The organism is Phenylobacterium sp., from assembly GCF_025351295.1.
Lineage (GTDB): Bacteria > Pseudomonadota > Alphaproteobacteria > Caulobacterales > Caulobacteraceae > Phenylobacterium.
This window is the reverse complement of sequence record NZ_JANXWD010000096.1, coordinates 1-20,482: the sequence shown is the minus strand read 5'-3', so window position 1 is coordinate 20,482 and position 20,482 is coordinate 1. Positions and strand designations below refer to the sequence as shown.

Sequence of the window (20,482 nt, the reverse complement as noted above, 5' to 3'; positions counted from 1 at the left end):
GGCTGCCGAATTCAGTGCAGGTGGCCGCGGAGGGTTTCGATCTCTTCCTTCAGCCTGAGTTTCTGCCGCTTGAGTTCCTTGAGCTTGATGTCGTCGGCGGAAGGCCTGTGCATTTCGTCCTGGATCGCCTGTTCCAGGGACTGGTGGCGGGATCCGAGTTCGCGGATCCGGGCATCTAACGCCATGGCGGGAAGTCTCCTCGCTGTTGGGCCGGTTACGAGTGAACACCCGCTTCCCGCGGCTGTCAGATCACATATGTTTGCTATGGCCGCGCTGGAACCCGGGGCGACTCGCACGCGGCGCTTGGGAACACTTCGATATGGGTAGGACGGAACGGCCGCGCCTGGTGGTGGGCATCTCGGGCGCGTCGGGGGTCGCCTACGGCCTGCGCGCCCTGGACGCCTGCCGCGAGCTGGGGGTCGAGAGCCATCTGGTGATGAGCCGCTCCTCGGCCCTGACCCTGGCCCAGGAGACCGCGCTGACGGTGGCCGACGTCCAGGCCCGCGCCGACGTGGCCCACAAGGTCGGCGACGTGGGGGCCTCCATCGCCTCCGGCTCGTTCCAGACCCTGGGCATGATCGTGGCCCCCTGCTCGGTGCGCACCATGAGCGAGATCGCCACCGGGGTGACCGCCTCGCTGCTGACCCGCGCCGCCGACGTGACGCTGAAGGAGCGCCGGGCCCTGGTGCTGATGGTGCGTGAGACCCCGCTGCATCTGGGCCACCTGCGCACCCTGGTGCGGCTGGCGGAGATGGGCGCGGTGATCGCCCCGCCGCTGCCGGCGTTCTATGCGCGACCGGCCAGCCTGGAGGAGATGGTCGACCAGTCGGTGGGCCGGGCGCTGGACCTGTTCGGCCTGGCCTGGACACCGGTGAAGCGCTGGGGTGAGGATGTGGGCCCGCTTGGGGACCCGTCGAAGGGCGAGGACTAGCCGATGGCGATCTGGGAATGGGTGCTTGAGGCCTATGCGCGGCCGGGCGTGCCGCAGGCGGCCCTGGCGCTGCAGGACGGGCACGGCCAGAACACCTCGTTCCTGCTGTGGGCGGTCCATGCCGAGGCCAGCGATCCGGCCCTGCTGGCCCGGGCGGCCGAGGCGGCGCGGGCCTGGGACCGGACGGCCCTGACGCCGCTGCGCGAGGTGCGCCGTGCCCTGAAGCCGGCCCTGCCGCCGTTCGACGACGGCGCGCGCGAGGCGCTGCGCGAGGACGTCAAGCGCCTGGAGCTGGCGTCGGAGCGTCTGCTGATGGAGACCCTGGAAGGCCTGAGCGAGGGCCACGGCGGGGCGCACGCCCTGGTCGCCCTGGAGGCGGCGGCCAAGGCCTGGGGCAAACCGCCGCCCCCCAACGCGCTGGCTGCCCTCGCCGCGGCCCTGGCGTAGGGCGCCGGGATTGGGGCGGCGGGCGCGATGATCGACTATTCCACCTTCACCGAGGACGCGCTGGAGTCCCGGCTGTGGGACCTGCGCCAGGACCACGCCGACCTCGACGCCTCGATCCAGGCGCTCAGCCTGGCGCCCTTGCCCGACCTGATCGTCATCGGCCGGCTGAAACGCAAGAAACTGGCCCTGAAGGATGAGATCGCCCGCATCGAGGACTTCCTGAACCCCGACATCATCGCCTGAGGGCAGTTGACTCTCCCGTTCCGAAGACTAGAACAAAAATGGAACAAAAGGAGTCCTGATGCCATGTCCGATTTTCGCGGCATGCGGCTAGAGCCTGCCCCGGTTGGCGCCGCCAACCGGGATAAGCAGGCTCGTCGTTTGTCGTCTGGAGCGCATCGAGGATGCGCTCTGGCCGCCATGCGGGCGAAGATCGCCGCGCTGGAAAGCGGCGGGCGGGCGGACGCTGGCGTCCTGGCCTTCGGGGACGAGGGGCTGGACGGCCGGCTGCCCGGCGGCGGCCTGCCGCTGGGGCGCTGGCATGAGATCACCGGGGCCGGGCTGGAGGCCGAGACCTCCGCCGCCCCGGCCGCTTTCGCCGCGCTCACCGCCGCGCCGCTGGCGATGCGGGGCGAGGCGGTCTGGGTGCTGCGGCGCGACGACCTCTGGGCCCCGGGCCTGGCCGGCCTGGGCTTTCCGCCGGCGCGGCTGATCCAGGTCTGCGCCCGCGACGAGGCCGAGGCGCTGTCGGTGATGGAGGATGCGCTGGCCACGGTCGGGGTTTCGGCGGTGTTCGGCGAGGTCGAGGCCGTGGACCTGACCGCCGGGCGGCGGCTGCAACTGGCGTGCGAGAAGCGCGGGTCGACCGGCTTCGTGATCAAGCGCCGGCCGTTCGGCGGGACCGCCCGCAAGGAAGCCGCCGGTTCGATCGCCGCCACCCGCTGGCGCGTGGCCTGCGCCCCGTCCGAACCCCCGGGCGGGGAATTCGGCCTGGGCGCGCCGCGCTATCGCGTCGACCTGGAGCGCTGCCGCGGCGGGCAGACCGGCGCATGGATTCTCGAGGCCCAGATGGCCTATTGCTGGGAGGCAGACGATGTCGCGCATTCTCTGCGCCTGGTCGCCGACCTGGGCGATCGCGAACTGGCGCCGGCGCAACCCGATCAACGCCGAGCCGCCTAGAACCCCCTCCACGGGCATCCAGCCGGGCTCAACCCTTCCTCCTCGATGGAGGAAGGGCAGGAATGGTGGTGTGGCCGCCGAGGTGAAGCCGGAACCGCGATTGGGCGCCGGCGCCGGCTCGCGCCCTTCCCCTCATCGCTCAGGCCACACCACCACCCAACCCTCCTCCATCGAGGAGGAGGGCTTTCCTTTGGCCCTCGTCGAGACCGTGCGCCAGGTGCGCCGGCTGGCCGCGGTCAGCCGCGAGGCCGCGCGGTTGGGTCTCTACGCCGGGCAGAAGGCCACCGACGCCATGGCCCTGGTCCCGGAGCTGGTCACCGCCGAAGCCGAGCCGGAGGCCGACGCCCTGGCCCTGACCGCGCTGACCGACTGGTGCGTCCGCTTCTCCCCGGCGGTGGCGGCCGACGCGCCGGACGGGCTGTTCCTCGACATCTCGGGCGTCTCGCACCTGTGGGGCGGCGAGGCCGAGCTGATGGCCGACTTCCGCGCCCGCCTGGCGGACAATGGCCTGGCCTTCCGCCTCGCCGTCGCCGACACCCCGGGCGCCGCCTGGGCCCTGGCCCACTTCGGCCGCGACGAGACCCTCGCCCCGCCGGGGGGCCAGGCCGAGCTCCTGAAGCCCCTGCCGCCCTCGGCCCTGCGCCTCGATCCCGAGGCCGCCGCCCAGATCGCCCGCCTGGGCCTGCGGCGGCTGGAACAGCTGATCGACCTCCCCCGCGCCCCGCTGGGCCGGCGGTTCGGGGCCCACACCCTGGAGCGCCTGGACCAGGCCCTGGGCCGCAGCGCCGAGGCGCTGCGCTTCCGCCGCCCGCCCACGCCCTGGGTGGCGCGCCTGGCCTTCGTCGAGCCGATCAGCACACCCGACGACATGGCCCGCGTGACCCAGGACGTCACCGCCAAGCTCTGCGCCCGGATGCTGGCCGAGGGCCAGGGCGGCCGGCGCTTCGAGATCGCCTTCCACCGGGTGGACGGTCAGACCCTGCCGCTCACCATAGGCCTGTCGCTGGCCGGCCGCGACGCCAAGCGGATCGCACGGCTGTTCCAGCCGCACCTGGAGACCATCGACCCCGGCTTCGGCATCGAGTCGGTGACGATCTGCGCCTATGACGTCGAGCCGGTCTCCGGCCGTCAGGTCCGCCTCGAGGCCGGCCTCGCGCCCTCGATGGAGGACGGCCTGGCCCCCCTGGTCGACCGCCTCGTCAACCGCCTGGGGCCCGAGCGCGTCTGGCGCGCGGCCCCGGTGGAGAGCCATGTCCCCGAACTGGCGGTCGGGCGGGACACCCCGCTGGGCGCGCCCGTCTCCGAGGCCGCCCCCTGGGATCGCGAGACGCCGCGCCCCGTGCGCCTGTTCCGCCGCCCCGAGCCGCTGGACGCGGTGATGGCGCTCACCCCCGACGACCCGCCGCGGCAGTTCCAGTGGCGCGGCCGCACCCACATCGTCCGCCGCGCGGAAGGCCCGGAACGGATCGGCGAGGAGTGGTGGAAGCGCGGCATCGAGACCGTCAGCGCCGCCCACGTCCGCGACTACTACCGGGTCGAGAACGCCGAGGGGATGCGCTTCTGGCTGTTCCGCGCCGGCCTCTACGGCGACCCGGATGCCCCGCCGAAATGGTGGCTGCACGGACTGTTCGGATGACGCGAAAGACCTCGACGCATCCCCTCCTCTCCCCCCGCGAAGCGGAGAGGGAGAGGGTAGGGAGAGGGCCGGCTGGGCCTGTCCGTCTCTTCGATTGGCGACCCAAGGGCCTGCGGCATAGCCGCTCGTGGGTCATGGCTGGACCAACGGCGGATCACCGCTGCACGCGCCGGGCCTCTCCCTGCCCTCTCCCTCTCGCTTCGCGAGGGCGAGGAAGGTTCGCGCCATGACCCGCTACGCCGAGCTGCAGGCCACCACCAACTTCTCGTTCCTGCGCGGGGCATCGCATCCGGCGGAGCTGGTGATCGGGGCCGACGCCCTGGGGATCGAGGCGGTCGGGATCTGCGACCGCAACAGCCTGGCCGGGGTGGTGCGGGCGTGGCGGCAGGTCAAGGATCTGCGGGAGGCCGGCTCGACGGTCCGCGCCCTCACCGGCTGCCGCCTCGACTTCGTCGACGGGACGCCCAGCCTGCTGGTCTATCCCTCCGACCGCGAGGCCTATGGCCGCCTGACCCGCCTGCTCACCGCGGGCCAGGGGCGCGAGGAGAAGGGGGAGTGCCAGCTGCACTGGGAGGACTTCGCCCAGCATGCCGAAGGCCAGCTGGTCCTGGTCGTGCCGCCCGACCGGCTGGACGAAAACTTCGAGGGTGAGCTGCGCCGGATCGCCTGGGAGCTGCCCGACGTCTGGCTGGCGACGGCGCGGCGCTACGGCGCCCGCGACCTGAAGCGGCTCAGCCACCTGGTCGCCCTGGCCCAGGCCAGCGGCGCGCCGCTGGTGGCCACCAACGACGTCCTCTACCACGGCCCCGAGCGGCGGCCGCTGCAGGACGTGCTGACCTGCATCCGCGAGACCTGCACGCTCGCCGAGGCCGGCCTGCGGCTGGAGGCCAATGCCGAGCGGCACCTGAAGCCGGCCGCGGAGATGGCGCGCCTGTTCGCCAGGTTCCCGGGCGCGGTGGAGCGCAGCGTGGAGATCGCCGAGCGGGTGACTTTCGACCTGGGCCAGCTCCGCTACGAATATCCCGACGAGCCGGTGCCGCCCGGCAAGACCGCCATCCAGCACCTGCGCGACCTGAGCTGGGCCGGCGCGGACTGGCGCTATCCGAACGGCGTGCCGGAGAAGGTGCGCGCCACGATCGCCCACGAGCTGGACCTGATCGAGGAACTCAAGTTCCCGAACTACTTCCTCACCGTGCACGACATCGTGCAGCACGCGCGGGGACACCTGAAAATCCTCTGCCAGGGCCGCGGGTCAGCGGCCAATTCCTGCGTCTGCTTCTGCCTGGGGATCACCGCGGTGGACCCGACCAAGGAGGACCAGGACCTGCTGTTCTCGCGCTTCATCTCCGAGAACCGCGGCGAGCCGCCCGACATCGACGTCGACTTCGAGCACGAGCGGCGCGAGGAGGTGATGCAGTATGTCTACGCGCGCTATGGCCGCCACCGCGCCGCCATCGTCGCCACCGTGATCCACTACCGCCCACGCATGGCCATCCGCCAGGTCGGCAAGGCGCTGGGGCTCACCGAGGACATCACCGCCGCGCTGGCCGGCACCGTCTGGGGCAGCTATGGCGACGGGGTCCCCGACCAGCATATCCGCCAGGCGGGCCTCGATCCCGACGCGCCGGAGATCCGCCGCGCCACCGCCCTGGCCCAGGAACTGCTGGGCTTCCCGCGCCACCTGTCACAGCACGTGGGCGGCTATGTGCTGACCCAGCGGCGGCTGGACGAGACCGTCCCGATCGGCAACGCGGCCATGAAGGACCGCACCTTCATCGAGTGGGACAAGGACGACATCGACGCGATCGGCCTGATGAAGGTCGATATCCTGGCGCTGGGCATGCTGTCGGCGCTGCGCAAGAGCTTCGCCCTGCTGGACCCGCTGGAGGACGGCACGGTGGTCAGCGACGTGGCCCACATCCCGCAGAGCGACACCGCGGTCTACGACATGCTGTGCCGCGCCGATTCCGTGGGCGTGTTCCAGGTGGAAAGCCGGGCGCAGATGTCGATGCTACCGCGGCTGAAACCGCGGAAATTCTACGACCTGGTCATCGAGGTGGCGATCGTCCGGCCGGGGCCGATCCAGGGCAACATGGTGCACCCCTATCTGAAGCGGCGCGCCAATCCCGAGCTGATCACCTATCCCGAGCCGGGGCCCGGCCATCCGAAGGACGAGCTGAAGGACATCCTGAAGAAGACCATGGGCGTGCCGCTGTTCCAGGAACAGGCCATGCGGGTGGCCATCGTGGCAGCCAAGTTCACCGACGACGAGGCCGACCGGCTGCGGCGTTCCATGGCGACGTTCCGCAATGTCGGCACCATCGGCGAGCACGGGCTGAAGTTCGTCAAGGGCATGGTCGACCGCGGCTACGACCCGGAGTTCGCCGAGAACTGCTTCAAGCAGATCGAGGGGTTCGGCTCCTACGGCTTCCCCGAGAGCCACGCGATCAGCTTCGCGATCCTGGTCTATGTCTCGGCCTGGGTGAAGCATCACCGTCCGGACGCCTTCCTGGTCGGCCTGCTCAACAGCCAGCCGATGGGCTTCTACCAGCCGGCCCAGCTGGTCCGGGACGCCAGGGAGCATGGCGTGGAGGTCCGTCCGCCCGACGTGTCGTTCAGCGACTGGGACTCGACGCTGGAGGAAAGGGACGACCCGCGCGAGCGCTTCCGGCCGGTCCGGCTGGGGCTGCACCAGATCAAGGGGTTCAGGGAGGCCGACGCCGAGGCGCTGATGGCGGCCCGCGAGGCCGGCGCCGGCACGATCGAGGCCTTTGCCCGCCAGGGTCATCTCTCGCGCCGCGCACTGGAACTGCTGGCCGAGGCCGACGCCTTCCGCAGTCTCGGCTTCCCGCGGCGCGAGGCGCTGTGGGCGGTGAAGGGGCTGGCCGGCGAGTGGGGCGCCGAGCGCGACGCGCCCCTGCTGCTGCGCCAGAGCCTGACGGAGACCCAGGTGGAGCTGCCGTTCATGAGCGCCGCTCAGCATGTGGCCGAGGACTATCGCACCACCAGCCTCTCCCTGAAGGGCCATCCGGCCGCGTTCTTCCGCGAGGACCTGGCGCGCCAGCGGGTGGTTCCCTGCGCGGTCCTGAAGGATGCCCGCGACCGGCGACGCCTGGCGGTCGGCGGCCTGGTGCTGGTGCGCCAGCGGCCGGGTACCGCCAAGGGCGTGGTGTTCATGACGCTGGAAGACGAGACCGGCATCGCCAACATCGTCATCTGGAAGGACGCCTTCGAGGCCAACCGCCGACTGGTGATGACCTCGTCCTTCCTGATCGTGCACGGCCAGGTGCAGAGCGTCGACGGGGTTGTGCATGTGGTCGCCGAGCGTTTCACCGACCTGTCCGGCCGGCTCTCGGAACTGCGCGAGGACGCGGGCCAGATCACCGTCCGCTCCAAGGTCTCCGGCGCCCTGGTCCGCAGCCGGGACTTCCATTGAAGCCCAGCCTCCTCAGGATCGTCCTACTACGGTAGATTTATTCATGGCTGACCCGAAAACCAAGCCGCCGGGCGACGACACAACGGCTTTTCGGAACGCGGTCGAGAAGGGCCTGGAGTCCCTCCATAGCAGGCGCAGCGTGCCCTATGAGAAGGTCCGCCGCTGGCTACTCTCCTGGGGCACAGACAAGGAAATTCCGCCGCCAGAATGCCCGTAGTCTTTTCGGCGGATGCGCAGGCGGACCTGAGCGAAATCCGAACCTACATTGGCGAGCGCAACCCCGCAGCGGCGTCCCGCATCGCCGTCCAGATCGTCGCTGCGTGCGATGGTCTGGAACACCTTCCCGAGCGGTGCCGGCCCGGACTGATCGCGGGAACGTGAGAGATCACGCTCATCTGGCCTTACATCATCGTCTACCGCATCGCCCCCGATGAGCTTGAGATCGTGCGCATCTGGCATGGCGCTCAGGACCGCGAGCCATAGGTCTCCAGCGCCCTGGTCCGCGGCCGGAACTTCCATTGAATTGACCGAAAGTTCGGTATGGCCCTAAGGTCTCGGCAACGGGAGCGGCGGGGCCAGCGTACGTCTCCCGAACGCCAGAGATCATGGCCCGGGAGGCGCTTGCAATGACCCAGGGTTCCGATCGCCGCACCGTGCTCGTCGCCGGCGCGGCTGTGCTGGCCGCGACGGCCGCCAGCGCGGCGTTCGCCCAGGACCGACCCGTGGCTGGCCTCGCCACCGGCGCCGCCAGCAAGATCTTCCAGACCACGGAGATCCGGACCGGCAAGGTGATGGGCATCGCCAATGGCCCGGTCTGGGAATTCCGCGGCATCCCCTATGGCGCGCCGACCGGCGGCCGCAACCGCTACATGCCGCCCAGGCCGGCCGCCGCCTGGGCCGGGGTGCGCGAATGCTTCGCCTTCGGCCCGATCAACCCGCAGACCCAGGCCGACATCCGCGGCGAATACGGCCAGCTGATCATGTGGGACCGCCAGGTGGGCGGCATGGGCGAGGACTGCCTGGTGCTCAACGTCTGGACGCCGACCACCGACCACGGCGCGAAGAAGCCGGTGTTCGTGTCGTTCCACGGCGGTGGCTTTTCCACCGGCTCGGGCAATGCGCCAGGGTTCGACGGCAAGAACCTGGCCAGCTACGCCGACGCGGTGGTGGTGACGATCAACCACCGGCTGGCCGCCTTCGGCTACGCCAACCTGGTGGGCGCCGGGGCGCCGGAGGCGTTCAAATACGCCGGCGTCTGCGGCGCGCTGGACATGGTCGCCTCGCTGCAGTGGGTGAAGGAGAACATCGAGGGCTTCGGCGGCGATCCCGGCCGGGTGATGATCTTCGGCCAGTCCGGCGGCGGGGCGAAGACCTCCACCGTGCTGGCCATGCCGCCGGCCAAGGGCCTGTTTCATGCGGCGGCCATCCAGTCCGGCGCGGCCGTGCGGCTGGTGACGCCGGAGGCCGGGGCGGAAGCGGCCAGCAAGCTGATCAAACAGCTGGGCCTGACGCCCAGGACCATCGGCGACATCCAGAAGCTGAGCTGGCAGCAGATCCTCGAGGCCCAGACCGCGGCCGGCGGCAACTTCTCGCCGGTGATCGGCACGGACGCCCTGCCCAACCACCCGTTCGACCCCACCGCGCCCGCGGTGTCGGCCCATGTGCCGATCATCGTCTCGACGACGCTGGAGGACGCGGCCCTGGCCCTGACCAATTTCGACCTGACGGAGGACGGGCTGAAGACGCTGCTGGACCAGCGCTGGCCGGGCAAGGGCCCGGAGATCCTGGCGCTCTATCGCCAGTACGACCCGGGCGCGACGCCGTTTCTGATCCAGGCCCAGGCGTTCACCGACGCCGGCGCGCGCCGCTCGGCCTATCTGCTGGCCGGCCGCAAGGCCCAGGCCGGCGCGGCGCCGGCCTATATGTACCAGTGGAACTGGCGCACCGCGGCCTATGACGGCAAGTTCGGCGCGGTGCACGGGATCGACGTCTCAGCCTCGTTCCATTCCTATCGCGACGGCTTTTTCGCCGGGTCGACGCAGGGCAAGAAGATGGCCGACCGGCTGGCCTCGGTCTGGGCCGCCTTCGTGCGCACCGGCAATCCCAACAACCCGCACATCCCGCCGTGGAAGCCCTACGATGACGCCGCCCGCGCCGTCATGGTGTTCGACAACGACACCCGGCAGGACCTGAACCCGCGGGCCGGCATCCGCGCCTGGTGGGACGCCAACCCGCCGGCGCCCGGCGCACGGGGATAGGGAGCCAGGGCGACGACCACGCAGAACGGCTCCGGCCGGCCTACATGACGTCGTCCTCGTTGCTGGAACTGTCCGAGCGGGCGGCCCGATATCGCCCCTGTGGCGGCGCCAGCGCCATGATCATCTTCAGCAACGGCTTGCGCTCGACATAGGACTCGACGATCTCGGGAATGATGCCGGCGCTGGCAGCCACCGTGCGGATCGAGAGGCCGTCTTCCAGATCGGTCTCGTACCTCGCCATGATGCGGTCGATGACCCCGTCGACCCGCCACGGCGCCGCGAGTGTCTCGCCCTGCACACGATCCGCGGTCTTGCCCTCGCTGAGCCCTATAGCGATGACCTCCTCCTCCATGGTGGCAAGATTTCCGATCTTGTCATTGATCGCGCTAAGCGTTCCCGCCTCCAGTTTTACGATCGGGATCCCCATTGCCGAGGTGATTGTATAGTATACGGCGTATAGAACCGGGTCACTGAATTTTTGATCCCAGACATATAGCGTTTTCACCTCTCTCTGATTCTGGATGAGAACTGCATTTGTCTTAGGATCATAGCGGATGAAGGTATTCTGTACGATAACCTCTCTGTATGCATTGGAGTTGTCTTTCGAGAATTCCTTCGCCCGCCCGACATAGTCGGGCGCATCCGTGGCGTCGAATTCCGCTCCGTGTTTCTTGAAGTGATCCTCGCCCTTTTCCACATTCTCAAAGACCGGGATGCCCGGATTGGCGAATTTCAGGCGCGGCTCGCCCGGGGCCTTGGTGGCGATCTCCAGGTCACGCTTCGCCGGCGCGACGATCTTGGGCGGCGCATCGCCCAGCTTCACCTCCGTCTTGACCTTGGTCATCTCCGGCAGCCTGGCAGCGTCGATGGCGTCGGTGGCGAACCGCGCCCAGGCCACCTTGGCGCCCCGGATCTGCAGCACGACCGTGCCTTCCGCGATGACGCCGCTGGTCGGAGCGACGGTCGTGAAGACCAGCGGCTGGTGCGTATCCGTGGTCACGGCGATCACCGCCTCGGTCTTCCGGTCGACGATCACGAACAGCAGCGCCGGCGCGGGCGTATGCAGTTGGGCGACTGGCGGGGTCGACGGGAATATCCGCTCCAGACGCCGCCGCTGGGCGACCATGCGGCCGCCGTGCTGAACGCCGAGCCGCAGCGCCCGCTGCGAAACGACGCGCGGGCTGGTGGCGATCGCGGCGACCATCCCGCGTAACGCGATCGACTCCGGCCGGCGATCGACCGCCGCCTCGGCGCGATCGGCCGGCGCGGCTGGCGCGGCCTGTGGCTCAGAATGGGTTTTTGCCGCCCGCTCCAACCTGCTGTCCCGGATTCGAGCCGCGAGCCGGCGCCTCGGTTTTCGGGGCGCCGGCCGGTTCAACCTGGAAGGGTAGTCAAAGCCAGGCTTGGACGCCACGCTGGAGTTGAGGGCGCCGCCTAGAACGTGAGCGCACGGGCTTCCTTGACATGCGGCAGGGCCTGGATCTTGGCGAGCAGGGCCGGGGTCGGCTCCTGGTCCACGCCCACCAGGGCGATGGCGTCGTCGCCGGCGTCGATCCGGCCCAGGTTGAAGGTGGCGATGTTGACACCGGCCTCGCCCAGCAGGCCGCCCAGCGCGCCGATGAAGCCCGGCTTATCGAGGTTGTTCACGTAGAGCATGCGCGGCGCGAAGGGGGCGTCGAGGTCCATCCCCTTCACCTCGACCACGCGCGGCGCGCCGGCCTGGACCGTGCCCGCGAAGGAGCGTTTGCCCTTCTCAGTGGTGACCGTGATGCGCATCAGGCTCTCGTAGATCGGCGAGTCCTCCTGGCGGCTTTCCGAGACCGTCACGCCGCGTTCCTTGGCCACCGCCGGCGCCGAGACCATGTTGATCTCCGCCAGCATCGGCCGCAGCACCCCGGCAAGCGCCGCGGCGCTGAGCGGCTTGGTGTTGAGCTTGGAGACCTCGCCCTCGAAGGCGATGTCCACGGCCTTGACGCCGAAGTCGAGCATCTGGCCGGCCAGCGCGCCCAGCTTCTCGGCCAGGGCCACGAACGGCTTCAGGCGCGGGGCTTCCTCGGCGCTCACCGAAGGGCTGTTCAGCGCATTGGTGACGGCGCCGGTGAGCAGGTAGTCGCTCATCTGTTCGGCCACCTGCAGGGCGACGTTCTCCTGGGCCTCGTTGGTCGAGGCGCCCAAGTGCGGGGTGGCGACGAAGTTCGGCGCGCCGAACAGCACGTTCTCCCTGGCCGGCTCCTGGACGAACACGTCGAAGCCCGCGCCGCCGATGTGGCCGCTCTCCAGGCCGGCGCGCAGCGCGGTTTCATCCACCAGGCCGCCGCGGGCGCAGTTGACGATCATCACGCCCTTCTTGGCCTTGGCCAGGTTCTCGGCCGACAGGATGTTGCGGGTCTTGTCGGTGAGCGGGGTGTGCAGGGTGATGAAGTCGGCGCGGGCCAGCAGGTCCTCCAGCTCGACCTTCTCGACCCCCATTTCGACGGCGCGCTCGGGCGACAGGAAGGGATCGTAGGCCACCACCTTCATCTTCAGGCCCAGCGCCCGGTCGGCGACGATGCCGCCGATGTTGCCGGCGCCGATCAGGCCCAGGGTCTTGCTATACAGCTCGACGCCCATGAATCGGCTCTTCTCCCATTTGCCGGCCTGGGTGGAGGCGTCGGCGGCGGGCATCTGGCGGGCGAGCGCGAACATCATCGCGATGGCGTGCTCGGCGGTGGTGATCGAGTTGCCGAAGGGGGTGTTCATCACCACCACGCCGGCGGCGGTGGCGGCGGGGATGTCGATGTTGTCGACCCCGATGCCGGCCCGGCCGATGACCTTGAGGTTCTTCGCCGCGGCGATGACGTCCTTGTTGGGCTTGGTGTCGGAGCGGACCACCAGGCCGTCGTAGTCGCCGATGATGGCGATCAGCTGGTCCTTCGAGAGGCCGGTCTTGATATCGGTGTCGACGCCGCGCTGGCGGAAGATTTCGACGGCGGCAGGGCTGAGGCTGTCTGCGATGAGCACGCGGGGCATGTGAGGTCTCTCTGTTTTGCTCCGCTCATCCCGGCGAAGGCCGGGACCCAGATGGGATGGCTCTGAGGTGGGCTCTAGGAGCGCCGAGCCAGTCCAGTCACCCTCAAGGATTTGAGATCTGGGTCCCGGCCTTCGCCGGGATGAGCGGGTGAATGTTGGGTTAGGCGATAGCCAGGTCGGCGATGACGGCGGCGAAGGCCCAGTCGAGCCAGGGGGTGAGGGCGTCGAGGTCGGAGGTATCGACCGTGGCGCCGCACCAGATCCGCAGGCCCGGAGGGGCGTCACGGTAGCCGCCGACGTCAAGGGCGACGCCTTCCTTCTCGAGCAGCGAGGCCAGCTTCTTGGCAAAGTCGGCCTGGGCGTCCTCGGACAGGGCCGTCACCCGCGGGTCGATCACCTTCAGGCAGACCGAGGTATTGGAGCGGGTGTCGGGATCCTCGGCCAGGAAGGCGGCCCAGGGCGCGCGCTGCGTCCAGGCTTCCAGCACCGCCAGGTTGGCGTCGGCGCGGCGTTGAAGTTCGGCCAGGCCGCCGATCCTGGCGGCCCATCCGAGGGCGTCCAGGTAGTCCTCGACGCACAGCATGGACGGCGTGTTGATGGTGGCCCCCTCGAAGATCTCGAGGTTCACCTTGCCGCCTTTGGTCATGCGGAACAGCTTGGGCATCGGCCAGGGTGGGCTGTAGCTCTCCAGCCGCGCCACCGCGCGGGGCGACAGGATCAGGACGCCGTGGGCCGCCTCGCCGCCCAGCGCCTTCTGCCAGGAGAAGGTCACGGCATCCAGCTTGGCCCAGTCCAAGGGCTGGGCGAAGGCGGCCGAGGTGGCGTCGCAGATCACCACCCCGGTCCGGTCGGCGGAGATGAAGTCGGCGTTGGGCACGCGCACACCCGAGGTAGTGCCGTTCCAGGTGAACACCAGGTCGGCGTCGGGGCTGACCCTGGTCAGGTCCGGCAGCTGGCCATAGGGCGCGTCCAGCACCTCTGCATCGAGCTTCAGCTGCTTCACCACGTCGGTGACCCAGTCCTTGCCGAAGCTTTCGAAGGCCAGCAGCTGCACCGGCTTGGGACCCAGCATCGACCAGATGGCCATCTCGACGGCGCCGGTGTCGGAGCCGGGGACGATGCCTACTAGGAAGTCGTCCGGCACGCCCAGCAGGTCGCGGGTGCGGTCGATGGCGGTCTTCAGGCGCGCCTTGCCCGGTTTCGACCGATGCGATCGGCCGAGCACGGCGCTGCTCAGGTTTTCAGGGGACCAGCCGGGGCGCTTGGCGCAGGGGCCGGAAGAGAATTCTGGACGCGCCGGGCGCATGGCCGGCATCGGCCCAACCAGACTCGAGGGGGTGGTCATAGCAGTGTCTCCCATCCTTACAGATGAGCAGCGCCCCGTTGGGAGGGCGTGGCCCGCGCGCCAAAGGCCCGGGTTTGCGCCGCAGCGCAAGCGGAAGTTTTCTGAGGCTGCGTTGAGCGACGCTAGGTCGCGGAGGGTCTGGCGGCCGCGGAACCGGCCACCCGTGCGCGTCGCGCGCGCTTGCGCCATGCCAAGGCGGTGCCGCCCGCGAGGCACAGGCTGATCGCGAAGAAGTTCACGTTGTTGATCGCCACGTGGAGCAGGTCCTTGGAACGCTCAAGCACGAAATAAAAGGCGTGCAACGCGAATTGGGCCCCGTACAGCAACATGATGGCGCCAAGCCAGCCGCTGGCGTAACGCAGGGTCAGCGGCAGGAGCGCCAAGGCGGTGACCCCGTCGATCGCCAGCAAAATGCGTTGATCCCGCAGGAGCGTTTCATTGGCCGCCGTCGCCAGAAGGTTGGCCAGGATGATGGCCGCACCGATCCGCTCCTGCGTTCCCCCCTTCGCAAAGGCGAAAACACAGGATGCCAGGCTGAAGACCAGCACAACGATGGCGAGGGCGTAGGACGACATTATGCTGCACCCCTTAGATGCCTAAGGGGTGCAGCCATAGTTAATGTCTCGAAAGGTCGAGGATCAGCCGACGTCTCGCAGGACCGTGGCGCCGGTCTTGGCGGCGGCTTCCAGCGGCTTTTCCACGCCCATCTTGGTGCGGACGCCGAGGCGCAGCTTGGCTTCGTTCAGTTCGTTATGGACCGCGACCATGGCGGTGCGCGCTTCGCTCAGCGCCTTCATCGCTTCCATCATCTTGACTTGCACGTCGTCGGCGAAAACCATGGAGACGTGGACGTCTTGGCGAGCCTTGAGCATTTCGCCCATCAGTTCCGCCGCCTCGACCAGCGCGCCGTCAACGGCCGCTTCAGTCGTGAAGAGCTTCTTGGCCACACGCTGGGCCACGAATGCCTTTTCCATTTTAGATATCCCCTTGAGCTTACCCGACACTCGTTAAGGTAAAGCAGAGGTTACGACACACGCAAGCCATTCACAGGTTGTTAGCCAAGTTTCCCCTGCCACAAGTTGTCGCGTGGCGCCAAAGCCACAGTCAAGTGCGCGACGCAGGGTTGTGGGGGCTCGCATGGAAGCGAAGCGTTAGGATTGTGGCCCTATTACCGGGTACATGAGTGCCGGGGGCGCCACGACAGACGACGCGACGCCGCGGTCCGGTGAGGGGCAGGCCCACGCCCCCACGGCGACCTTCCATGCGCGCGTGGCGGGCGTCGGCCTGGTCACCACGGTTGTGGTGCTGCTGGCCGCGTGCCTGACCTTCATGCTGCAGCAGTGGGCCGTGGCGCGCACCCAGTCGCACCGCTTCCACGAAGGCCTCGCGGAGATCGCCGCCCAGGTCGCGGGGCCGGCGATGGCGCCGCCCGAACGCATCCATCTGGGCCAGGCGATCGTCGCCGTGCGGGCCAGCAAGGACGTGGTGTCCGCCACGGTGGTCGACGCCGCCGGCCGCCGCGTCGCCGGCTTCGCCGCCCCGGTCAAGCCCGGCGTCGCGCTTGAGACCATCGAACGGCCGGTGGTCCTGGACGGCCGCACAGTGGGCCGGTTCACTCTGACCGCGGAGCAGCCGTCGCTGGCGCCGATGCTGCCGCAGTTCATCGCGTTGACCTTCGTCCTGCTGTTCGGCGGGGTGGGGGTGGCGCTTTTCCTCGCCCGCAGCCTGGCGCACCGGGTGATCCAGCCGGTGCAGAGCCTGTCGAACGCCATGCACGAGGTGGCCGCCGGCGGCAACTTCACACCGGTGAAGGTCGACGCCTCCGACGAGCTGTTCCAGAGCCTGACCGAGAGCTTCAACCACCTGCTGGCCAAGCTGGCCGAGCGGGAGGACGACCTGAAGGCCGCCATGCGCGAGCTGGAGGCGGCGCGCGACGCCGCCAACGCCGCCAACGTCCTGAAGACCCAATTCCTGGCCAATATGAGCCACGAGATCCGCACCCCGCTGAACGGCGTGCTGGCCATGGCGGAGGTGATGGCCCTGAGCGACCTGGCCCCGGTGCAGCGCGATCGGCTGGACGTGATCCGCCGTTCGGGCGGGCTGCTGCTGGCCGTGCTCAACGATGTGCTCGACCTCTCGAAGATCGAGGCCGGCAAGCTCAACCTGTTCGAGGACGACTTCGAGATCGCCAGCATGGTGGCGCAGGCGCGCGACAACTTTGCGGTCATGGCTGCCGCCAAGGGCCTGGACTTCAGCTTCGAGGTCGCCGAGACGGCCGAGGGCTGGTGGCGCGGCGACGCCGACCGGCTGCGCCAGATCGTCGGCAACCTGCTCTCCAACGCCATCAAGTTCACGCCGCAGGGCGCGATCTCGGCGCGAGTGGACGTCAGTGCGGCCGGCTGCCTGCGGATGGTGGTCAGCGACACGGGCGTCGGTATCGCCCCCGAAAAGCTGCCCGCCCTGTTCGAGAAATTCACCCAGGCCGACAACTCCGCCACCCGCCGGTTCGGCGGCACGGGCCTCGGCCTGGCGATCTGCCGCGAGCTGACCCAGATGATGGGCGGCTCCATCGACGTGGAAAGCCGCGAGGGCCACGGCGCGACCTTCACCGTCGAGCTGCCGCTGGAACGCGGCCGGCCGGTGTCGGCACAGGCCGCCGATGCGACGCCGGGCGGCGGCGACGGCGACCTGCGCCTGCTGGCGGCCGAGGACAATCCCACCAACCGGCAGGTGCTGGCCGCCGTCCTGAGCTCGCTGGGCATCGACGTGCATATCGTGCCGGACGGCAAGGAGGCCGTGGAGGCCTGGCGCACCGGGACCTACGACCTCATCCTGATGGATATCCAGATGCCGGTGATGGACGGCATCAGCGCCGCCGCCGCCATCCGTGGCGCCGAGGCCGCCACCGGGCGCCGTCGCACCCCGATCGTGGCGCTGACCGCCAACGCCCTGACCCATCAGGTCGAGGAATACCTGGCGGTCGGCATGGATGCCCACGTGGCCAAGCCGATCGAGATCGCCAAGCTCTACGACGCGATTTCCGGCGTGCTCCAGGCCGCCGCCACCGACAGGATCAGCCCCGCCCAGGCCGAGGCGGGCGCCGCGGCCTGAGGCGCCGCCAAGGTGACAGCGACGTCACCTAGGTGAACCGGACCGGACTGCGGGCCTCAGAACCAATACAGGCTGCGGGTGTTTATCTCCTCTTCGCAAGGCCGGCTCCCAGCCGACCACGGATCTGGAGACCCGAACATGAAGACCCTGAACACCAAGGCGATCTTCGCCGCCCTGGCTGCCGCCACCGCCGTCGCGGCGATCGCCGCCCCCGCCGCAGCCCAGTCTTATGGCCAGGACTATGGACGTCGTGACCCGCCGCGCTACGAGCAGGACCAGTACGGCCAGCGCGGCGACGAACACCGCGGCTACGACCAGAGCCGGCCCGACCAGAACCGGTCCGATCAGGGTCGCTGGGACCGCGGCGCCGCCGAGATCGACCGCCGCGAGGCGCAGATCCAGCGGCGGATCGAGGTCGCCGACCGCCAGGGGCTGCTGTCACACCGCGAGCTGAAGAAGCTGCAGGGCGGCGTCTATTCGATCGACCGCCAGAAGCTGGCCTTCAGCGCCAACGGCATCGACCGCTATGAACGCGCGGAGCTCAACCGTCGCCTCGGCCTCCTGGAACTGAGTCTCGAAGGCCGCGTGCGGAACCAGGAATACGCCAACCGCCGCTAATGCGGCCGGCCGACGACCGGGCCGGACATCGACTGACGCCCGCCCTTCGCGGCAGGAAGGCGCTTCGGAGATCCGGAGCGCCTTTCGTCAGGCCTGAAGCCGCAGGCGGCCTTCGACCACGGTGACGGCGCGGCCGCGGATCAGCACCCGGTCGCCGGCGTGGACACATTCCAGGTCGCCGCCGCGACCGGGATAGGCCTGGTGGAAGCGGATCGTGGCGCGGCCCAGCTTGCCGGCGAACAGCGGCGTCAGGATGCAGTGGAGAGAGCCCGTGGTCGGATCCTCCGGAATGCCCGACCCGGGCGCGAAGAACCGGTCGACCACGTCGTGGTCCGCGCCCGCTCGCGCCGGGGCCGCGACGCCGATATTGCCGCGCGCGCCGGTCGCCGCCTCGCCGATCGACTTCAGGGCGGCCAGGTCGGGCGCCAGCGCGCGCACCGTCGCCTCGTCGTCGAACAGGGCGACCAGATAGGGCCCGGCCCAGACCTCGGTCGGCGTCGCGCCCAGGGCGTGGGCGAGGCCGGCGGGGATATCGACCCGCGCCGGCGGCTGGCCCGGGAAATCCATCTCATAGCCCTCGCCCGCGCGCCGCACGCTCAACGGCCCGGACCGGGTGTCGAAGGTGAGCGCATCGACGGCGACGCCGATCTCGCCCAGCAGGACATGGCCCGAGGCCAGGGTGGCGTGGCCGCACAGCGGAACCTCCATTGTCGGGGTGAACCAGCGCAGGCCGAAGCGGCCGGGGTCGGCGGTGGCCAGCAGGAACGCCGTCTCGGCCTGGTTGTTCTCGGCGGCCAGAGCCTGCATCCAGGCGGTGTGCGGCCAGGCCGCGAAGGGCTCGACCACGCAGGCCGGATTGCCGCGGAACGGCTGGGCGGCAAAGGCGTCGACGGTCCACTGGCGCATGGCTGGCCTCCCGGCTCGTGCGACCCGGGAATTGCGTTTCCGGCGCCGGCCGGCAAGGGCCAGTTGCAGCGCGGCGGACCGCTCTCGGCGCGGCGACGGGCGCTACGGGACTAGCCCAGGACCTCCAGCTCCAGCCAGCGGGCCTTGGCGCGGTCGGCCACGCGGCCGAAATTGGGGCTGCGGCGGGCCTCGTTGTGGCGCATGCGCAGGGCGAACAGGTCCTCCAGGCCGAAGGGGGCGAAGACGGCGAGCCGGTCGTCCGGCTCCAGCTTAACGCCGACCGCGAACACCGGGCTGACGAAGCGGGTCAGGGCCTCGGCGCTGTCGGCCAGCGGCGGATAGGGCTCGGCGAACTTGTCCTCGAACCACAGGTGGACCCGGGCCTGGTTGCGCACCTCGACCATCTCGCGCAGCGGCGGGTCGAAGGCGGCGGCGACCCGGCGGATCACCACGTCCTCGGCCTCGTAGGCGGTGTCGGAGGCGTCGAAATAGGCGACGTCGTAGTCCTTGATCCCATAGTCCAGCGGGCGGCCGGTCTGGTGGTTGAACACCCGCTGGTAGACGGCGCCCGAGAAGACCATCCAGTCCGGCAGGTCCAGGTCGCGGAGCGTCGTCAGCACCTGCATCAGCGGCTGCGACCGGCGCAGGATGGCGGTCAGCCGGCTCTCCAGATCGTCGCTCACGTGCGTCCCCGCAGCGGCCAGCCGTGATCCAGCGGCCCGTGTCCGGCGCCGAACCCCGGCGCGCGCAGGATCGCCTGGTGGGTATAGTCCCAGGCCCGCGCCACCGCCGCCACCAGCGGCAGCCCCTGGGCCAGCCCCGTGGCGCAGGCCGAGGCCAGGGTGCAGCCGGTGCCATGGGTATGGCGGCTCGCGATCCGCTCGCCCTCGAAGGCGGTCTCGCCTGAAGGCGTGATCAGCAGGTCGATGACCCGGTCGCCGGGCACATGGCCGCCCTTCATCAGCACCGCCTTCGCGCCCAGCGCCAGCAGGGCCTCGCCGGCCCGGCGCAGGTCGTCGGTGGTGACGACGGCCAGGCCGGTCAGGGCCTCGGCCTCCGGGGCGTTGGGGGTGAGCAGGGCGGCCAGCGGAACCAGCCGGTCGCGCACCGCCGCCACCGCCGCCCGGGCCAGCAGCGCGGCGCCGCCCTTGGCGACCATGACCGGGTCGATCACCGCCGGCAGGCCGGTGTCCGCGAGCAGGCGGGCGACCAGCGCGACCGTGGCCGCGTCGCCCAGCATGCCGGTCTTGATGCAGTCCGCGCCGATATCGGAGAGCACCGCGCGGGCCTGGGCCTCGACGATGTCCAGCGGGATCGGGTGCACGCCGGAGACGCCCAGGGTGTTCTGCACGGTCACGGCGGTGATCGCGGTCGCCGCATAGCCGCCCAATGCGGTGACGGTCTTGATGTCGGCCTGGACGCCGGCCCCGCCTCCGCTGTCGGACCCGGCGATGATCAGGACTCGGCCCAGTGGCGGCATGGGCAGGCGATAGCGCGCGGCGCGCCGATTTGCATCGGGATTTACGAAGCATCGGATCGCCGCCAACCTTGCGCCCATGGATGCCGCTACCTTCGCCGACCGCTTCGCCCAGGCCCACCAGGACAT

General features: G+C 69.8%; 18 protein-coding genes and 1 pseudogene. 10 read left to right on the top strand and 9 right to left on the bottom strand.

Annotated elements, in window-relative coordinates:
• Window positions 1-11: 11 nt before the first annotated feature.
• Window positions 12-185 carry a DUF465 domain-containing protein gene (locus tag Q0R13_RS13235; RefSeq protein WP_293904633.1) on the bottom strand — a complete coding sequence of 58 codons (174 nt, stop codon included), beginning with the start codon at window positions 183-185 and terminating at the stop codon, window positions 12-14.
• 134 nt (window positions 186-319) lie between these two features.
• Between Q0R13_RS13235 and Q0R13_RS13230 the strand changes: the two genes are divergently transcribed.
• From Q0R13_RS13230 to Q0R13_RS13200, 8 genes and pseudogenes are all read left to right on the top strand, one after another.
• Entirely contained in the window at window positions 320-931 is a 612-nt protein-coding gene (locus Q0R13_RS13230; protein WP_293904631.1) for a UbiX family flavin prenyltransferase, read from the top strand.
• Between the two features lie 3 nt (window positions 932-934).
• Window positions 935-1,378 (top strand): TIGR02444 family protein, encoded by a 444-nt coding sequence (locus tag Q0R13_RS13225; protein WP_293904629.1) that lies wholly within the window; start codon window positions 935-937, stop codon window positions 1,376-1,378.
• 27 nt (window positions 1,379-1,405) lie between these two features.
• Window positions 1,406-1,621 (top strand): DUF465 domain-containing protein, encoded by a 216-nt coding sequence (locus tag Q0R13_RS13220; protein ID WP_293904627.1) that lies wholly within the window; start codon window positions 1,406-1,408, stop codon window positions 1,619-1,621.
• Between the two features lie 177 nt (window positions 1,622-1,798).
• Window positions 1,799-2,557 (top strand): protein imuA, encoded by a 759-nt coding sequence (locus Q0R13_RS13215; RefSeq protein ID WP_293904625.1) that lies wholly within the window; start codon window positions 1,799-1,801, stop codon window positions 2,555-2,557.
• A gap of 190 nt (window positions 2,558-2,747) precedes the next feature.
• On the top strand, window positions 2,748-4,193 hold the full coding sequence (locus tag Q0R13_RS13210; protein WP_293904623.1) for a DUF6504 family protein: 1,446 nt from the start codon (window positions 2,748-2,750) through the stop codon (window positions 4,191-4,193).
• A gap of 226 nt (window positions 4,194-4,419) precedes the next feature.
• Window positions 4,420-7,629, top strand: coding sequence for an error-prone DNA polymerase (locus Q0R13_RS13205; protein WP_293904621.1), 3,210 nt, complete (start codon window positions 4,420-4,422; stop codon window positions 7,627-7,629).
• 207 nt (window positions 7,630-7,836) lie between these two features.
• Window positions 7,837-8,112 (top strand): annotated as a pseudogene (locus Q0R13_RS22645) (type II toxin-antitoxin system RelE/ParE family toxin).
• A 143-nt stretch (window positions 8,113-8,255) separates the two neighbouring features.
• A complete protein-coding gene (locus Q0R13_RS13200) occupies window positions 8,256-9,887 on the top strand; it encodes a carboxylesterase family protein (RefSeq protein ID WP_293904619.1) in 1,632 nt (543 codons plus the stop codon).
• A gap of 40 nt (window positions 9,888-9,927) precedes the next feature.
• On the opposite strand, the gene Q0R13_RS13195 is transcribed toward Q0R13_RS13200, so the two are convergent.
• From Q0R13_RS13195 to Q0R13_RS13175, 5 genes are all read right to left on the bottom strand, one after another.
• Window positions 9,928-11,202, bottom strand: coding sequence for a hypothetical protein (locus tag Q0R13_RS13195; RefSeq protein WP_293904617.1), 1,275 nt, complete (start codon window positions 11,200-11,202; stop codon window positions 9,928-9,930).
• Between the two features lie 119 nt (window positions 11,203-11,321).
• A complete protein-coding gene (gene serA / locus Q0R13_RS13190) occupies window positions 11,322-12,896 on the bottom strand; it encodes a phosphoglycerate dehydrogenase (RefSeq protein ID WP_293904615.1) in 1,575 nt (524 codons plus the stop codon).
• Window positions 12,897-13,056: 160 nt separating this feature from the next.
• Complete coding sequence (locus tag Q0R13_RS13185; protein WP_293904672.1) at window positions 13,057-14,211, bottom strand: phosphoserine transaminase; 1,155 nt, start codon at window positions 14,209-14,211, stop codon at window positions 13,057-13,059.
• A 152-nt stretch (window positions 14,212-14,363) separates the two neighbouring features.
• On the bottom strand, window positions 14,364-14,816 hold the full coding sequence (locus Q0R13_RS13180) for a hypothetical protein (RefSeq protein ID WP_293904613.1): 453 nt from the start codon (window positions 14,814-14,816) through the stop codon (window positions 14,364-14,366).
• Window positions 14,817-14,879: 63 nt separating this feature from the next.
• Window positions 14,880-15,215: a hypothetical protein gene (locus Q0R13_RS13175; protein WP_293904611.1), complete on the bottom strand. Its 336-nt coding sequence runs from the start codon at window positions 15,213-15,215 to the stop codon at window positions 14,880-14,882.
• A 205-nt stretch (window positions 15,216-15,420) separates the two neighbouring features.
• On the opposite strand from Q0R13_RS13175, the gene Q0R13_RS13170 reads away from it, so the two are divergent.
• Entirely contained in the window at window positions 15,421-17,352 is a 1,932-nt protein-coding gene (locus Q0R13_RS13170) for an ATP-binding protein (protein ID WP_293904609.1), read from the top strand.
• A gap of 138 nt (window positions 17,353-17,490) precedes the next feature.
• Window positions 17,491-17,970, top strand: coding sequence for a hypothetical protein (locus Q0R13_RS13165; protein ID WP_293904607.1), 480 nt, complete (start codon window positions 17,491-17,493; stop codon window positions 17,968-17,970).
• 87 nt (window positions 17,971-18,057) lie between these two features.
• Here Q0R13_RS13165 and Q0R13_RS13160 read toward each other — a convergent pair whose 3' ends face one another.
• The 3 genes from Q0R13_RS13160 to thiD form a co-directional block, all read right to left on the bottom strand.
• Window positions 18,058-18,876, bottom strand: a complete 819-nt coding sequence (locus tag Q0R13_RS13160) for a PhzF family phenazine biosynthesis protein (protein WP_293904605.1) — start codon at window positions 18,874-18,876, stop codon at window positions 18,058-18,060.
• A gap of 110 nt (window positions 18,877-18,986) precedes the next feature.
• Entirely contained in the window at window positions 18,987-19,502 is a 516-nt protein-coding gene (locus Q0R13_RS13155; protein WP_293904670.1) for a nucleotidyltransferase family protein, read from the bottom strand.
• Between the two features lie 53 nt (window positions 19,503-19,555).
• The gene (gene thiD / locus Q0R13_RS13150) at window positions 19,556-20,356 is read right to left on the bottom strand and encodes a bifunctional hydroxymethylpyrimidine kinase/phosphomethylpyrimidine kinase (protein ID WP_293904668.1); all 801 of its coding nucleotides are present in this window, start codon (window positions 20,354-20,356) and stop codon (window positions 19,556-19,558) included.
• Window positions 20,357-20,482 lie beyond the last annotated feature (126 nt).